The organism is Streptomyces sp. NPDC032745, assembly GCF_055579465.1.
The window spans coordinates 121,623-135,337 of sequence record NZ_JBVING010000019.1 but is presented as its reverse complement, the minus strand read 5'-3'; the positions used below and the strand labels follow the sequence as shown (position 1 = coordinate 135,337).

13 protein-coding genes are annotated in these 13,715 nt (G+C 72.2%); 3 read left to right on the top strand and 10 right to left on the bottom strand.

Going from position 1 to position 13,715, the window contains the following annotated elements:
- Positions 1-8: 8 nt before the first annotated feature.
- From ACZ5WG_RS36030 to ACZ5WG_RS36020, 3 genes are read right to left on the bottom strand one after another with little or no spacing between them, the layout of a single operon-like run.
- A complete protein-coding gene (locus tag ACZ5WG_RS36030; protein WP_468728749.1) occupies positions 9-887 on the bottom strand; it encodes an ATP-binding cassette domain-containing protein in 879 nt (292 codons plus the stop codon).
- Positions 887-1,918, bottom strand: a complete 1,032-nt coding sequence (locus tag ACZ5WG_RS36025; protein ID WP_468728748.1) for an ABC transporter permease — start codon at positions 1,916-1,918, stop codon at positions 887-889. Before ACZ5WG_RS36025 ends, ACZ5WG_RS36030 begins: the two co-directional genes overlap by 1 nt.
- Positions 1,915-2,925, bottom strand: coding sequence for a sugar ABC transporter substrate-binding protein (locus ACZ5WG_RS36020; protein WP_468728747.1), 1,011 nt, complete (start codon positions 2,923-2,925; stop codon positions 1,915-1,917). The genes ACZ5WG_RS36025 and ACZ5WG_RS36020 overlap by 4 nt, the downstream gene beginning before the upstream one ends.
- Before the next feature lie 181 nt (positions 2,926-3,106).
- On the opposite strand from ACZ5WG_RS36020, the gene ACZ5WG_RS36015 reads away from it, so the two are divergent.
- On the top strand, positions 3,107-4,111 hold the full coding sequence (locus ACZ5WG_RS36015) for a Gfo/Idh/MocA family protein (RefSeq protein WP_468728746.1): 1,005 nt from the start codon (positions 3,107-3,109) through the stop codon (positions 4,109-4,111).
- 45 nt (positions 4,112-4,156) lie between these two features.
- Here ACZ5WG_RS36015 and ACZ5WG_RS36010 read toward each other — a convergent pair whose 3' ends face one another.
- The 3 genes from ACZ5WG_RS36010 to ACZ5WG_RS36000 form a co-directional block, all read right to left on the bottom strand.
- The gene (locus ACZ5WG_RS36010; protein WP_468728745.1) at positions 4,157-5,350 is read right to left on the bottom strand and encodes a cytochrome P450 family protein; all 1,194 of its coding nucleotides are present in this window, start codon (positions 5,348-5,350) and stop codon (positions 4,157-4,159) included.
- A 79-nt stretch (positions 5,351-5,429) separates the two neighbouring features.
- A complete protein-coding gene (locus tag ACZ5WG_RS36005) occupies positions 5,430-6,347 on the bottom strand; it encodes a DMT family transporter (protein WP_468728744.1) in 918 nt (305 codons plus the stop codon).
- Between the two features lie 198 nt (positions 6,348-6,545).
- Positions 6,546-7,166 (bottom strand): dihydrofolate reductase family protein, encoded by a 621-nt coding sequence (locus ACZ5WG_RS36000; RefSeq protein ID WP_053693486.1) that lies wholly within the window; start codon positions 7,164-7,166, stop codon positions 6,546-6,548.
- A gap of 175 nt (positions 7,167-7,341) precedes the next feature.
- Here ACZ5WG_RS36000 and ACZ5WG_RS35995 point away from each other — a divergent pair, with 175 nt between their 5' ends.
- Positions 7,342-8,079: a 3-oxoacyl-ACP reductase family protein gene (locus ACZ5WG_RS35995; RefSeq protein ID WP_468728743.1), complete on the top strand. Its 738-nt coding sequence runs from the start codon at positions 7,342-7,344 to the stop codon at positions 8,077-8,079.
- A 161-nt stretch (positions 8,080-8,240) separates the two neighbouring features.
- On the opposite strand, the gene alc is transcribed toward ACZ5WG_RS35995, so the two are convergent.
- Positions 8,241-9,353: an allantoicase gene (gene alc, locus ACZ5WG_RS35990; protein WP_468728742.1), complete on the bottom strand. Its 1,113-nt coding sequence runs from the start codon at positions 9,351-9,353 to the stop codon at positions 8,241-8,243.
- Positions 9,354-9,356: 3 nt separating this feature from the next.
- Entirely contained in the window at positions 9,357-10,697 is a 1,341-nt protein-coding gene (gene allB, locus ACZ5WG_RS35985) for an allantoinase AllB (protein ID WP_468728741.1), read from the bottom strand.
- A gap of 328 nt (positions 10,698-11,025) precedes the next feature.
- On the opposite strand from allB, the gene ACZ5WG_RS35980 reads away from it, so the two are divergent.
- On the top strand, positions 11,026-11,829 hold the full coding sequence (locus tag ACZ5WG_RS35980) for an IclR family transcriptional regulator (RefSeq protein ID WP_468728740.1): 804 nt from the start codon (positions 11,026-11,028) through the stop codon (positions 11,827-11,829).
- 78 nt (positions 11,830-11,907) lie between these two features.
- On the opposite strand, the gene ACZ5WG_RS35975 is transcribed toward ACZ5WG_RS35980, so the two are convergent.
- Both ACZ5WG_RS35975 and ACZ5WG_RS35970 read right to left on the bottom strand, forming a co-directional pair.
- Positions 11,908-12,603 (bottom strand): ABC transporter ATP-binding protein, encoded by a 696-nt coding sequence (locus ACZ5WG_RS35975; RefSeq protein WP_468728739.1) that lies wholly within the window; start codon positions 12,601-12,603, stop codon positions 11,908-11,910.
- Positions 12,600-13,688 (bottom strand): ABC transporter permease, encoded by a 1,089-nt coding sequence (locus ACZ5WG_RS35970; protein WP_468728738.1) that lies wholly within the window; start codon positions 13,686-13,688, stop codon positions 12,600-12,602. Before ACZ5WG_RS35970 ends, ACZ5WG_RS35975 begins: the two co-directional genes overlap by 4 nt.
- Positions 13,689-13,715: the final 27 nt, after the last annotated feature.

Genomic DNA, 13,715 nt, shown 5'->3' with positions numbered 1-13,715 from the left:
GTCGTCCCTCAGGGTGCGGTGGTGCCGGACGCCGGATCGGCTGCCCCGGACGGGTGGTCCGGTCCTGATTCTGCCACCCGCTCCAGTTCGTGGCTCAGCTCGTCCAGCTCGGAGCCGCCCGCCATCTGGCGGGTGAGCTCGTCCAGGGCGATCGAGTCGCGGGTGTGACTGCCGGCCATGGTGCCGCGCTTGAGCAGCACGAACCGGTCCCCGACCAGGTAGGCGTGGTGCGGGTTGTGGGTGATGAGGACCACGCCGAGGCCCGCGTCGCGGGCTGCGGCGACGTACTTGAGGACCACGCCGGACTGCTTCACGCCGAGGGCGGCGGTGGGCTCGTCGAGCACGAGGACCTTCGCACCGAAGTAGACGGCGCGGGCGATGGCCACGCACTGCCGCTCACCGCCGGAAAGGGTGCCGATCGGCTGGTCGACGTCGCGCAGGTCGATGCCCATGCGCAGCAGCTCGGCGCGGGTGGTCTCGCGCATGAACCCCACGTCGAGGCGGCGGAGGGGGCCGCGGCCCTTGGTGGGCTCGGAGCCGAGGAAGAAGTTCCGCCAGACGGGCATGAGCGGGACGACGGCCAGGTCCTGGTAGACGGTGGCGATGCCGTGGTCGAGGGCGGCGCGCGGGTTGACGAGCTCCGTCTCCTCGCCCTCGATCTCGAAGCTGCCGGCGTCGTGCCGGTGCAGCCCCGCGATGATCTTGATCAGGGTGGACTTTCCGGCGCCGTTGTCGCCGAGGACACAGGTGATCTCGCCGGCGTGGACCTCCAGGGAGACCCCCTGGAGCGCGCGGATGTTGCCGTAGTGCTTGCTGACGTCGGTCATCTTCACGAGCGCCGTGGCGGGGGTCTTCCCGTCCGCGGTCCTGGACACGGTCTCGGTCATCACTTCGCCTCCGCCCGCTTGCGGACCCATGCGTTGAGCAGCGTGGCCAGCAGGAGCATCGCGCCGAGGAAGAACTTGAACCAGTCCGGGTTCCACTGGGCGTACACGATGCCGTTGATGGTCATGCCGAAGATGAAGGCACCGACGGCCGAGCCCACCGCGGAGCCGTAGCCGCCGGTCATCAGGCAGCCGCCGATGACGGCCGCGATGATGTACAGGAACTCGTTGCCCACGCCCTCGCCCGACTGGACCACGTCGAACGAGAAGAGGATGTGCTGCCCGGAGATCCAGGCGCACAGGGCGACGCCCATGTAGAGGCCGATACGGGTCTTGACGACCGGGACGCCGGTCGCGCGGGCCGCGTCCGCTCCGCCGCCGACCGCGAAGATCCAGTTCCCGGCGCGGGTGCGCAGCAGGATCCAGGTGGCGACGGCGACCAGGGCCAGCCACCACAGGATGGTGACCTTGAGCGTGACCGAGCCGATGTTCCACTGCGAGGCGAAGAGGGCGCGGGCGGAGGAGAAGCCCTCCATGTCGGCGATGGACTTGGTCGAGACGGAGCCGCTGATCAGCTTGGTGAAACCGAGGTTCAGGCCCGTCAGCATCAGGAAGGTGCCGAGCGTGATGATGAAGCTGGGCAGCTTGGTGCGGGTCAGCATGACCCCGTTGAAGAAGCCGATGGCGAGGGTGACCAGCAGGGACACCCCGACGCCCACCCACACGTTGGCGGTCATCTGGTAGCTGAACATCGAGGCGACCAGCGCCGAGGTGGTGACCATGACGCCGGCCGAGAGGTCGAACTCGCCGCCGATCATCAGCAGGGCCACCGGGACGGCCATGATCCCGATGGTGGAGGCCGAGTAGAGGATCGTGCTCAGGCTGGAGGCCTGCAGGAAGCTGGGCGCGGCGAAGGAGAAGAAGACGAAGACGGCGGCCGCGCCGACCACCGAGCCCAGCTCGGGGCGCCCGAGCAGCTTGCGGGCCAGGGAGGTGGGGGCGAGCCGCTCGTCGACGGCTGTTGCCGTGCTCATCGGCTGCCCCGCTTGATGAACTCCTCCAGCTTGCCGGCCGCGTCGGCCGTCACGATCTGCGGTCCGGTGAGTACGGGGCGGCCGCCGCCGAGCACGTTCGCGTTGTAGCGGTACAGCCAGAGCAGATCGATCGCCTCGTAGCCCTGGAGGTAGGGCTGCTGGTCGACGGCGAAGCCGAGGGCGCCGGACTTGAGGTCGCGGGCGACGGAGGCGTTGAGGTCGAAGGTGTCGACCTCGGCCTTGCTGCCCGCCGCGTCCTTGGCCTTGATCGCGGTCGGGGCGAAGGGGGCGCCGAGGGTCACGATCGCGTCGACGGACGGGTCGGCCTGCAGCTTCGCCTGGACGGCCGCCTGGACGGAGGGCATGTTGGTGCCCTCGACGTACAGGTTCTCCATGTCCCCGCCGAACGTCTTCTTCGCCCCGGCGCAGCGCTGCTCGTGGCCGACGTTGCCCTGCTCGTGCAGGACGCAGACGGCCTTCTTCCTGCCGCGCTTGGTCAGCTCGGTGCCGACCGCCTCGCCGGCGATCTCCTCGTCCTGGCCGATGTGGGTGAGCGCGCCGTACGCGGCGGACTGCGCGGATCCGGAGTTGACCGTGATCACCGGGATGCCGGCCTTGACGGCCTTGCCGATGACGTCCTTGAGCGCCTCGGGCTTGGCCAGGCTCACCACGATCCCGTCGACCTTCTGGTCGATGGCGTTCTGCACGAACTGGGCCTGCTGCTGTGCCTGGTCGTCGTGGGCGTAGACGAAGTTGATGTTGTCCTTCGCCGCGGCCTCCTTGGCGCCCTTCTGGACGATGTCCCAGAAGGTGTCGCCGTCGCCCGCGTGGGTGACCATCGCGAAGGTCCAGCGCGGGGTGGACACGGCGGGCCGGCCCGCCTGGGCGGCCTTCGCCCGGTCTTCGGCACGCTTGCCGCCCGTACTGCTGCAGCCCACGAGGGAGGCTCCCAGTACCGTCGCGAGCACGGCGCCCACGACGCGTACCCCTGTCCGAACCCTAGCCACGTCTGCGTGCCCTTCCCTCGTCCTGCATGCTGCTGATGTCAAAGCGGTCATTCCGGTTCCAGCCGCTCAGTATCCGCCACAGTGGACCATGTGCGGTCATCGGGGCCTTCGAGGCCATCTGGGCCATCCGGGTACTGTCGGGCAGATTGACAGCTCCCCCTGACGGGGTCAGGTTGAGTGCATGCGCATCGGGGTGATCGGAACGGGCCGGATCGGCTCTTTCCACGCGGCGGCACTGGCCCGCCACCCGGACGCCGGCTCGCTGCTGCTCGCCGACGCCGATCCCGCGCGTGCGGCGCGCATCGCCGACCGGCTGGGGGCGACCGCCGCGCCCTCCGTGGAACAGGTCTTCAAGTGGGGTGTGGACGCCGTGGTGGTCGCCTGCGCGACCGACGGGCACGCTGAGCTGGTCCTGCGGGCGATCCGGGGCGGACTCCCCGTGTTCTGCGAGAAGCCCCTGGCCACCGACCTCGCCCGGACGCTGGCCGTACTGCGCGAGGTGACCGCCGCGGACGGGGTGCTCCAGCTGGGCTTCATGCGCCGCTTCGACGCGGGCTGCCGCACCGCGCGCGAGCTGGTGCGCTCCGGAGCCCTCGGCCGGCTGCACACCGTACGGACGATGACCGCCGATCCGGCGCCGCCGCCCGCCGCCTACCTGGCGACGTCCGGGGGCCTGTACCGGGACTGCCTGGTGCACGACTTCGACATGGTCCGCTGGGTGACCGGGCACGAGGTGACGGAGGTCTACGCGACCGGCTCCGACGCGGGTCCGGCGATGTTCCGCGAGGTCGGCGACGTGGACACCGCCGTCGCCCTCCTCACCCTGGACGACGGGACCCTGGCCACCTGTACGGGCACCCGGTGCAACGGCGCCGGGTACGACGTGCGGATGGAGCTGGCCGGGGAGCTCGACCAGGTCTCCTCCGGGCTGGACGACCGTACGCCGATCGCCTCGACCGAACCGCAGGGCCCGCCCCCGGCCAGCAAACCGTGGACGGGGTTCCTGGAACGGTTCGCCCCCGCGTACGAGGCGGAGCTGGCCGCCTTCGTCCGGCTGGTGCGCGGCGATGGCCCCAACCCGTGCGACGGCCGGGAGGCGCTGGCCGCGCTGCGGATCGCGGAGGCCTGCGAGCTGTCGCGCCGGGAGCGCCGCCCGGTCCGGATGGCGGAGCTCCCGGACCTGTAGGGGCCCCGGCGGCGGGTGCGCTACGGAATCGGCCACGGGCGGCGGCTACCAGCGCACCGGCAGTCGGGTCACGCCCCGGATCAGACTGCCCCCGATGTACGTCGGCGCCTCCCCGGCCGGGTCCTCGGCGAGGTCCGGGAAGCGCTCCAGCAGCCCGCGGATCGCGATGCGGCCCTCCATCCGGGCCAGCGGGGCGCCGATGCAGAAGTGCAGTCCGTGCCCGAAGGCGAGGTGGCCCTGCGGGGCGCGCCGGATGTCGAACGCGTCGGGGGCCTCGTACCGCCCGGGGTCGCGGTCCGCGCCGGCCAGCGAGACGAGGACGGTGGCTCCGGCCGGGACGGCGGTGCCGCCTATCTCCATGTCCTCGCGGGCGTAGCGGTAGGTGGTGTTCTGCACCGGGCCGTCGTAGCGGAGCATCTCCTCGATCGCGCCGTCGAGCAGGCCGTCGTAGTCGGCGCGCAGGGCGGCCAGCTGGTCCGGGTGGGCCAGCAGGGCGCGCGTGCCGTTGGAGATGAGGTTGACGGTGGTCTCGTGGCCGGCGATCAGCAGCAGGAAGGCCATGCCGATCAGCTCGTCGGGCGACAGCGCGTCGCCGTCCTCGTCGCGGGTCCGGATGAGGGCGCTGAGCAGGTCCTCGCCGGGGTCCTTGGCCTTGGCCTCGACGAGCTCCGCGAGGTAGTCGCCGAGCTTCTGGTGCGCGGTGGTGCTCGGGGTGACGGAGGTGGGCGCGAGGACCTCCTTGGACCAGTAGCTGAAGCGCTCGCGGTCCAGGTCGGGGACGCCGAGGAGTTCGCCGATGACGGTCATGGGCAGCGGGAAGGCGAGGGCCTTGATCAGGTCGGCGGTGCGCTGCGGGCGGGCGGCCATCGCGTCGAGCAGGTCGTCGGTGATCTGCTGGACGCGGGGGCGCATCGCCTGCACCCGGCGGGCGGTGAACTCGCGGGCGACCAGGCGGCGCAGCCGGGTGTGGTGCGGCGGGTCGGCCTCCAGCATGTTGCTGTTGGCGGGGGTGGTCGCGATGCCCGGCAGGACGGCGCTGCTGACCCAGTTCTTCGACAGACCCGGGTGGTTGAGGGCGTGGCGGGCCTCTTCGTAGCCGACGACCAGGAAGGTCGGCGCGTACTCGGCGGCCGTGACCTCGACCTGGTGCACCGGTCCCGCCGCGCGCAGCCGGGCGTAGAAGGAGTAGGGGTCTGCGTGGAAGTCTGCGTCGTTCACGCTGATGTCCGGTTGTGGCATGCGGTCACATTAATGTGACCGCTCGGTGCTGGGACCATCGATTTCCGGTCATGCGCCCGGGATCGGACGGCATCCGAGGTCATCCGGCCACGGCGCGGCGGCCCCAGGCCGTGCCGCCGAGGACGAGAGCGGCGCCCACGAGGCCGGCCGGGCCGAGGTGTTCGCCGCCGATGGCGATGCCGGCCGCGGCCGCCCACAGGGGTTCGGTGCCGAGCAGCAGGCTGACCCGGGAGGGCGAGGAGCGGCGTACGGCCCACATCTGCACGAAGAAGGCGAAGAGGGTGCAGAAGACGGAGAGGAAGGCGAGCCCCGCCCACTCGGCCGCCCCGAAGCCGGCGGCGGCCGCCCAGGGGCTGTCGCCGGTGCCGGGCACGGCTGCCAGCACGGCGAAGACGAGGACGGCGCCGCCGAACTGAACGGTGGTCAGCGACAACGAGTCGGCGTCCTGGACGGCCTTGATCCGCGCCATCAGCAGGACGTGCAGGGTCCGGGCGAGCGCCGCGCCGAGGATGAGCAGGTCGCCGGTACCGGGGACGGTGAACCCGGCGCCCTGGGTGAGCAGGACGACGCCGGCGACGGAGGCCGCGGCGCCCGCGAGGAAGGCGCCCGACGGGGCCTTGCGCCGTACGGCGGCCTCGGCGAGCGGGGTGAAGATCATGGTGAGGCTGATGATCAGTCCGGCGTTGGTGGCGGAGGTGTGCACCACCCCGTAGGTCTCCAGCAGGAAGATCCCGCCGAGTACCAGCCCCAGCAGGCCCGCGCCGCGCAGCTGCCCGGCGGTGAGCGCCCGCAGCCGCTGCCACCCGGCGACGGCGAGCACGGGCAGCACGAGCGCGAAGCGCAGGACGAGGACGGCGATCACGGTGTGGCCCGTGGTGATGCCCTTGGCGGCGAGATAGCTGCCGCCCCAGACGACGGCGACGGCCAGGACGGGCAGATCGGCGAGCCAGGCCCGGCGGGGGGCGGCAGTGCGTGCAAGGAGGGCGGACGAGCTCACCAGGGACTCTCCATCGGCGTGAAGCGGGTGGAGACTTCGGCGGCTCCCTCGGGCGCGGCTCACCGTACCGGAGCCGATCATGGCGGTCGAGCGGTTTCACCGCCGGCCGGGGCCGGGGCGGGCCGGCCCGGTGGCCGCCTCCGGTCGCCGTCCTCCGGGGGGGCCCGCCCGCCCCGGCCCCGGTGGGCGGTGGCCGGGTCAGACGAAGGTGCCGAAGGTGGCCCGGCCCGTCGGGCGGTAGGTGAGGATGGCCGTGCCGTTCGGCGTCGTGCGCGACGCGGCCAGCTCGCAGGCCGTCGGCAGCCCGCCCGTGGGGAACAGCCGCTGCCCGGCGCCCAGGAAGACGGGGAACACCAGCAGGTTCAGCTCGTCCACGAGGTCCCGCGCCAGCAGCCACTGGGCCAGCGCCCCGCTGCCGTGCACCTGGAGTTCCCGGCTCCCCTCCAGCGCGTCCTTGACCCGCATGATCTCGGCCTGGAGGTGTTCGCCGTCGATGACCGTGGTCCCGGCCCAGGCCGGTTCCGTGAGCGTGGTCGAGGCGACGTACTTCGGCAGCCCGTTGAGCCGACTCGCGATCGGGTGCGTGGGGTCGGTCACCTTCGGCCAGTAGTCGGCGAAGATCTCGTACGTGCGGCGCCCGAGCAGGAAGGCGCCGGCCCGGTCGAACACCTCGTTCATGAACGCCCCCATGCCCTCGTCGCTGAACGGGACCAGCCAGCCGCCGTACGCGAACCCGCCGCTGGGGTCCTCCTCCGGTCCGCCGGGAGCCTGCATGACGCCGTCAAGGGTCACGAAGGTGGTGAGGGTCAGCTTGCCCATGGTTCTGCGCTCCTTGTGTCCGCTGTCTGCTGCACGTGTTCAGACTCCCGGGCGCCCCGGAACTCATCGGGGCGACGCGCACGAACGCGACGTCCGATTCCCGCCAGCGCGCGCCCCTCGCCGCTCGTTTCATTGAACCCGCAACGACTTGTCGGACGAGAGCGGGGAGAAGACCATGAGCAGCAGTGGCACGGTGGCGCTGGTGACCGGCGGCGGCCGCGGGATCGGGGCGGCCACCGCCCTGCGGCTGGCGGAGGACGGCGTCGACGTCGCGCTCACGTACGTCCGCGGCGCGCAGGCCGCGGCCGAGGTCGTGGGCCGGATCGAGGCGCTCGGCCGGCGCGCCCTGGCGGTCCGGGCCGACGTGGGCGATCCGGCGCGGGCGGTCGCCGCGGTGGAGGAGACCGTACGGGGCCTGGGGCGGATCGACACCCTGGTCAACAACGCCGGCATCGGCGTGCTCGGCCCGCTGGAGGCCCTGAGCCCGGCCGATGTGGACCGGGTACTGGCCGTCAACGTGCGCGGCGTGTTCCTGACCACCCGGGCCGCGGCCGCCCGGATGGGCTCCGGCGGCCGGATCGTCACCATCGGCAGCTGCATGGCCGCGCGGGTCCCCGGCCCGGGCGGCACCCTGTACGCGATGAGCAAGGCCGCGCTGACCGGCCTGAACAAGGCGCTGGCGCGGGAGCTCGGCGGGCGCGGCATCACCGCGAACCTCGTGCACCCGGGCCCGGTCGACACCGACATGAACCCGGCGGACGGCCCCCACGCCGCCGCGCAGAGCGCGCTGACGGCCCTCGGCCGGTTCGGCACCGCGCAGGAGGTGGCGGCCCTGGTGTCCTTCCTCGCTGGTCCCGACGCCGCCTATGTGACGGGCGCCGAGTTCGCGGTGGACGGCGGCCACGCGGCGTAGCGGCCGCAGGCGCGGGCGCCGGGTGCCGGGCGCGGGTGCCGGGCGCGCGTCCGGCACCCGGATGCGCCGACGGGGCGCACCGCTGCTGCGGTGCGCCCCGTCGGGCCGTGCGGGCCCCGGGGGTGTCGGCCCCCGGGGCAGTCACGGGGAACCGGTCGGCGTCAGCCGCCCAGCTCCTGGTGGCGGGCGGTCAGCGCGGCCGCGCCGGACTCCGTCAGCGAGCCGTACAGGCGCAGGCGGGAGAAACCGCCGTCCGGGAAGATGTCGATCCGCACGTGGGTGCCGACCGCCGGGGTGTCCAGTACGAAGCGGTGGTTGGTGTCGGGCTGCAGGCGGGTGCGCGGCAGGAACTCCGTCCACTCGCCCTCCTCGCCGGACTTGACGGACAGCGAGGCCCATCCGGCCGAGTTGCCCTTGAGGTAGGCGGTGTCGATCTCGACGGCGCGGATCTCGGAGTCGGCCACCAGCTGGTAGCGGATCCAGTCGTTGCCGTTGTCGCGGCGGCGGGCGGTCTCCCAGCCGTCGTCCATCTTGCGGGAGCGGCCCGGGTTGATGGTGTTGGTCGGCGGGGAGTAGAAGCGGTTGGAGGCGTCCTGGACGGAGCCGCCGTTCTCCAGGGCCACGACGTCGAACGTGCCGAGCGCGGCGAGCCACTTCGGGTCGGGGCGGACCTCGCCGTAGACGCGCAGGCGGGCGATGCCGCCGTCCGGGTGCTGGTTCAGGCGCAGGTGCGTGAAGCGCTGCTCGACGTCGACCTCGAAGCCGTTGGCGGCGTGGCCGCCGACGGGCGTGCGCGGTACGAGGGTCGTCCACTTCACGTCGTCGGAGAGGAGCTCCTCCGCGGTCGGGGAGCCCTCGACGGAGGCGCCCTCCACCGAGACGGCCTGCGGCATGTTGCCGCGGAAGTGGGCGGTGTCGACGACGATGCCGCGGATGACGCCCGGGGCGCCGAGGCGGATCAGCGCCCAGTCGTGGTCCTCCGCGGTCGGCCAGGGCTGCCCGGCCGAGACACCGCGGCGGCGGCGGGTCTCCCAGCCGTCCATGACCTTGCCCTTGTGGCCGAAGTGCTCGGGGTCGAAGTGCGCGGCCTCCTCGACGAGCAGGTTCTCGCGCTGGGCGAAGAACTCGTCGTTGGCGGCGAGGACACCCGCGCCGAGCTGACGCGCGGCGAGGTTCGCGTGCTGGGTGAACGGGAAGTCCGCGGTGCGGTAGTCGGCGTACGGGTCGCCGCCTCCGTACGGGTTCGCGTTACCGGTGAAGGAAGGAATCGCCACTGGTCAGTTCTGCCTTTCGAGAAGTCGGCCCGTGGGCTCGGTCGGGGTGCCGTGGTCGGCGATCTGCGTACCGCGCAGCCAGGTGGACTTCACGACGCCGTGCAGGGTCTTGCCCGCGTACGCCGTGACCCGGTTGCGGTGGTGCAGTTCCGCGGGATCCACGGTGAAGGTCTCTTCGGGGGCCAGCACGGCGAAGTCGGCGTCGCGGCCGGCCTCGATCGCACCCTTGTCGGCGAGGCCCGCGAGGGCGGCCGGGGCGGCGGACATCCAGCGCACGACGTCCTCGAGGCTGCGTCCGCGGCGGCGGGCCTCGGTCCAGATCGCCGGCAGGCCCAGCTGCAGGGAGGAGATGCCGCCCCAGGCGGTGGCGAAGTCGTCCGTCTTCAGGTCCGCCGTGGAGGGCGAGTGGTCGGAGACGATGCAGTCGATGGTGCCGTCGGCGAGCGCGTCCCACAGGAGGTCCTGGTTGGCGGCCTCGCGGATGGGCGGGCAGCACTTGAACTCGCTGGCGCCGTCGGGCACTTCCTCGGCCGTGAGGGTGAGGTAGTGCGGGCAGGACTCGACGGTGATGCGGACGCCCTCGGCCTTGGCGGCGGCGATCAGCGGCAGCGCGTCGGAGGAGGACAGGTGCAGTACGTGGACGCGCGCGTCCAGCCGCTTCGCCTGGGCGATCAGGTTCCCGATCGCGGTGTTCTCGGCGTCGCGCGGGCGGGAGGCGAGGAAGTCTGCGTATCTGGGTCCGGGGACGACCGGCGCGGAGTCCAGGTGGTGCGGGTCCTCGGCGTGCACGATCATCAGGCCGCCGAAGCCGGTGATCTCGGCGAGGGAGGTGGCCAGCTGCTCCTGGTCGAGTTCGGGGAACTCGTCGACGCCGGAGGGCGACAGGAAGCACTTGAAGCCGTAGACGCCGGCGTCGTGCAGCGGGCGCAGGTCCTTGACGTTGTCCGGCAGGGCGCCGCCCCAGAAGCCGACGTCCACGTGCGCCTTGGTGCGGGCGACCTCCTGCTTGACGCGGAGGTGGTCGACCGTGGTGGTCGGCGGCAGGGAGTTGAGGGGCATGTCGAGGATCGTGGTGACGCCTCCGGCCGCGGCGGCGCGGGTGGCCGTCCAGAAGCCCTCCCACTCGGTGCGGCCCGGGTCGTTCACGTGCACGTGGGTGTCGACCAGGCCGGGGAGCAGGACGTCGTCGCCGAAGTCCTCGAGCCGGGCGCCCGCCGGCACCTCGGCGTCGTGCGGCAGTACGGCGACGATCTTCCCGGCGGCGACGGCGACCGAAGCGGCACGCGTCCCCCCGGGGGTGATGACGCGAGTCGAGCGCAGTACCAGTTCCACGTCGTCGGACACGCCGGAACCTCCCCATCTACTTCCACAGAGCGAAATTCAACGTTCTGTTGACGGAGTCTCGCCGCCGATCCGGAGCCAGTCAAGAGCGCCCGGACAGAGCACTGACACACCGGAGCCGCAATTGGATGTTTCCACAGGATGGAATTAAGATTTCACTATCCAGAATGTAGCTATCACCACCGGGGGCGGGCGGGTAACTTCCCGAGGACGTCCACCACCCGGACAAACCCCCTCTGACCGGCGGGGACGGCTTCGACCCGGCTCTAGGGCCGACGCCGACCGACCGGTAGGCTGCTTCCTTGCCTGCCAGCACCGAAAGGACCGCGCCGTGCCGACGTCCAGCGCCAGCACCACCGACGCTTCCTCCAAGCCCACCGCCGCCAGCGGTGGCGTCCAGTCCCTTGAGCGCGCCTTCGATCTGCTCGAACGCATGGCCGATGCCGGGGGCGAGGTCGGCCTCAGCGAGCTCTCCACCGCCAGCGGTCTGCCGCTGCCCACCATCCACCGCCTCATGCGCACCCTCGTGGCATGCGGCTACGTCCGGCAGCAGCCCAACCGACGGTACTCCCTCGGCCCCCGCCTGATCCGCCTCGGCGAGTCCGCGTCGCGCCTGCTGGGGACCTGGGCGCGGCCGTACCTGGCCCGCCTGGTCGAGGAGACCGGCGAGACGGCGAACATGGCCCTGCTCGACGGGGACGAGATCGTCTACGTCGCCCAGGTGCCGTCCAAGCACTCCATGCGCATGTTCACCGAGGTCGGCCGGCGGGTGCTGCCGCACTCCACCGGTGTGGGCAAGGCGCTGCTCGCGTACACCCCCGCGGACGAGGTACGGGCCCTGCTGGCGCGCACCGGGATGCCGGCCGCGACCGAGAAGACCATCACCACGCCCGAGGGCTTCCTGGAGGCGCTGGAGCAGGTCCGCAAGGTGGGCTACGCGGTCGACGACAACGAGCAGGAGATAGGAGTCCGCTGCCTCGCCGTGTCGGTGCCGAACTCGCCGACCGCCGCCGCGATCTCCATCTCGGGTCCGGCCGGCCGGGTGACCGAGGCCGTGGCCGAGTCCTTCGTGCCGATCCTGCAGAACGTCGCGGCCGAGCTGTCGGTGGCGCTGCAGAGCCAGAGCCCCGCGTAGGTTCCGTCCGTACGTGAAGGCCCCGGCCCCCTCCGCTGCGAGGGGCCGGGGCCTTGGCGTACGTACGGGCGCGGACGCTCAGGCGGCCGGGACCGGCTCGGACTCGGAGTCCGTCAGGCGGCCGTCCGCCATCGTCGCCGTCCGGTCCATCCGCTCCAGGTGGGCGTGGTCGTGGGTGACGAGCACGGTCGCGGTGGAACGCTCGCGGGTCAGCGTGACCAGCAGGTCGAGGACGGCCGCCCCCCGCTCGTGGTCCAGGGCGCTCGTCGGCTCGTCGACCAGGAGCACGGCCGGCTCGTTCATCAGGGCGCGGGCGATGTTGATGCGCTGGCGCTGGCCGCCGGAGAGCTGGTGGGGGCGCTTGTCGGCCTTGTCGGCCAGGCCCACCGCGTCCAGCAGGTCCAGCGCCCGGCGGCGCAGCGTCCGCGACGGGCGGCCCGAGAGGTGCGCCATCACCTGGAGCTGCTCGGCGGCGGTGAGCGAGGCCAGCAGGTTCGGCTGCTGGAAGACGATGCCGATCTTCTCGCGGCGCAGGGCCGACTTCTCGGCCGCGCTCAGCCGCGCGGTGTCCTGGCCGGCCACCACCACCTGCCCGGAATCCGGGGTGACCAGGGTGGCGGCGACCGCCAGCAGGCTGGACTTGCCGGAGCCGGAGGGTCCGATCACCGCGGTCAGCGTGCCGGCGGGCACTTCCAGCCGGACCCGGTCGAGGGCGGTGAGCCTGCTCTCGCCGTCCGGATAGGTGAGCGTGACGTCGTGCACGAGGAGGGTCATCGGGCGCTCCCTAGGGCGGTCAGGGGGTCGACGGCGGTGATCCGCCGGATGGACAGGGCCGCACCCAGCGCGCCGAGCGCGATCATGATCGCGGCGGGCACCAGCACGGTCGCGGTGTCGAGGACGAAGGGCACGTTGCCCCCGCTGATCAGCGCGCCGAACCCGGCGGCGAGCGCCGTACCGAGCCCGGTGCCGATCGCGAGCATGACCACGGCCTGGCCGAGGGCGTCCTTCAGCAGGTACGGGGTGGAGGCGCCCAGCGCCTTCAGCACGGCGACGTCCCCGCTGCGCTGGATCGTCCAGACGGTGAAGAAGGCCCCTATGACCAGGGCCGAGATGACGAAGAGGAAGCCGCGCATCAGCTGGAGCGAGCCGTTCTCGGCCTGGTAGGAGCCTATGGCGCCGAGTGCCTCGTCGATGGTCTGGGCCGACGTGCCGGCCGCCTTGTCGCCGGCGGCGAGGTCCGCCGACCCGGCGGTGTCGAGCGCGATCACGGTGGCGAGGGTGTCGATGGAGGTGCCGGGGTTGCCGATGCGCTGCCAGTCGCCCAGGTCCGTCCAGACGACCGGGGTGTGGCTGTAGGCGGCGGTGCCGGAGACGGCGGCCACGGTCAGCTCGAGCGGGCCGATCTTCAGCTTGCCGCCGGCGGCGAGGCCGCCGAGTTCCTTCGCGGCCTTCTCGGTGAGGACCACCTGCCCCTGGGCGAGACCGCTGCCCCGCGGCGGGAGGGGGCCGGCCGGGTCGACGCCGAACACGGAGACGGCGGCGGTGCGCTCACCCGCCGCCGCGTTGGTGGTGCGGATGCCGAGCGGCTGCGCCGACTTCACACCGGGCTGCGTCCGCCAGGCCTGCCAGGCCTTCTCGGGCACCTGGGAGTTGGTGAAGGACACCTTCTGGTCCCCCGTCGGCGCGGCGAAGGCCAGGTGGGTGGCGGGCAGGCCGGTGACGGCCGAGATGTTCTCCCGGGCCAGGCCGGCGGTGAGCCCGGACAGCAGGCCGACCAGCAGCGTGATCAGCAGTACGACCGAGCCCATGAGGGCGAAGCGGCCCTTGGCGAACCGTAGATCTCTCCATGCGACGAACATGGTCCCCACCCTGGTCTTCGGCGCGGG

Excerpts from the sequence above, each read along its gene's own strand:
- ACZ5WG_RS36010 (WP_468728745.1), bottom strand. The coding sequence starts at position 5,350 with ATGCCACAACCGGACATCAGCGTGAACGACGCAGACTTCCACGCAGAC.
- ACZ5WG_RS36015 (WP_468728746.1), top strand. The coding sequence starts at position 3,107 with ATGCGCATCGGGGTGATCGGAACGGGCCGGATCGGCTCTTTCCACGCG.
- ACZ5WG_RS36030 (WP_468728749.1), bottom strand. The coding sequence starts at position 887 with ATGACCGAGACCGTGTCCAGGACCGCGGACGGGAAGACCCCCGCCACG.
- ACZ5WG_RS36000 (WP_053693486.1), bottom strand. The coding sequence starts at position 7,166 with ATGGGCAAGCTGACCCTCACCACCTTCGTGACCCTTGACGGCGTCATG.
- ACZ5WG_RS35970 (WP_468728738.1), bottom strand. The coding sequence starts at position 13,688 with ATGTTCGTCGCATGGAGAGATCTACGGTTCGCCAAGGGCCGCTTCGCC.
- ACZ5WG_RS35975 (WP_468728739.1), bottom strand. The coding sequence starts at position 12,603 with ATGACCCTCCTCGTGCACGACGTCACGCTCACCTATCCGGACGGCGAG.
- ACZ5WG_RS36025 (WP_468728748.1), bottom strand. The coding sequence starts at position 1,918 with ATGAGCACGGCAACAGCCGTCGACGAGCGGCTCGCCCCCACCTCCCTG.
- ACZ5WG_RS35995 (WP_468728743.1), top strand. The coding sequence starts at position 7,342 with ATGAGCAGCAGTGGCACGGTGGCGCTGGTGACCGGCGGCGGCCGCGGG.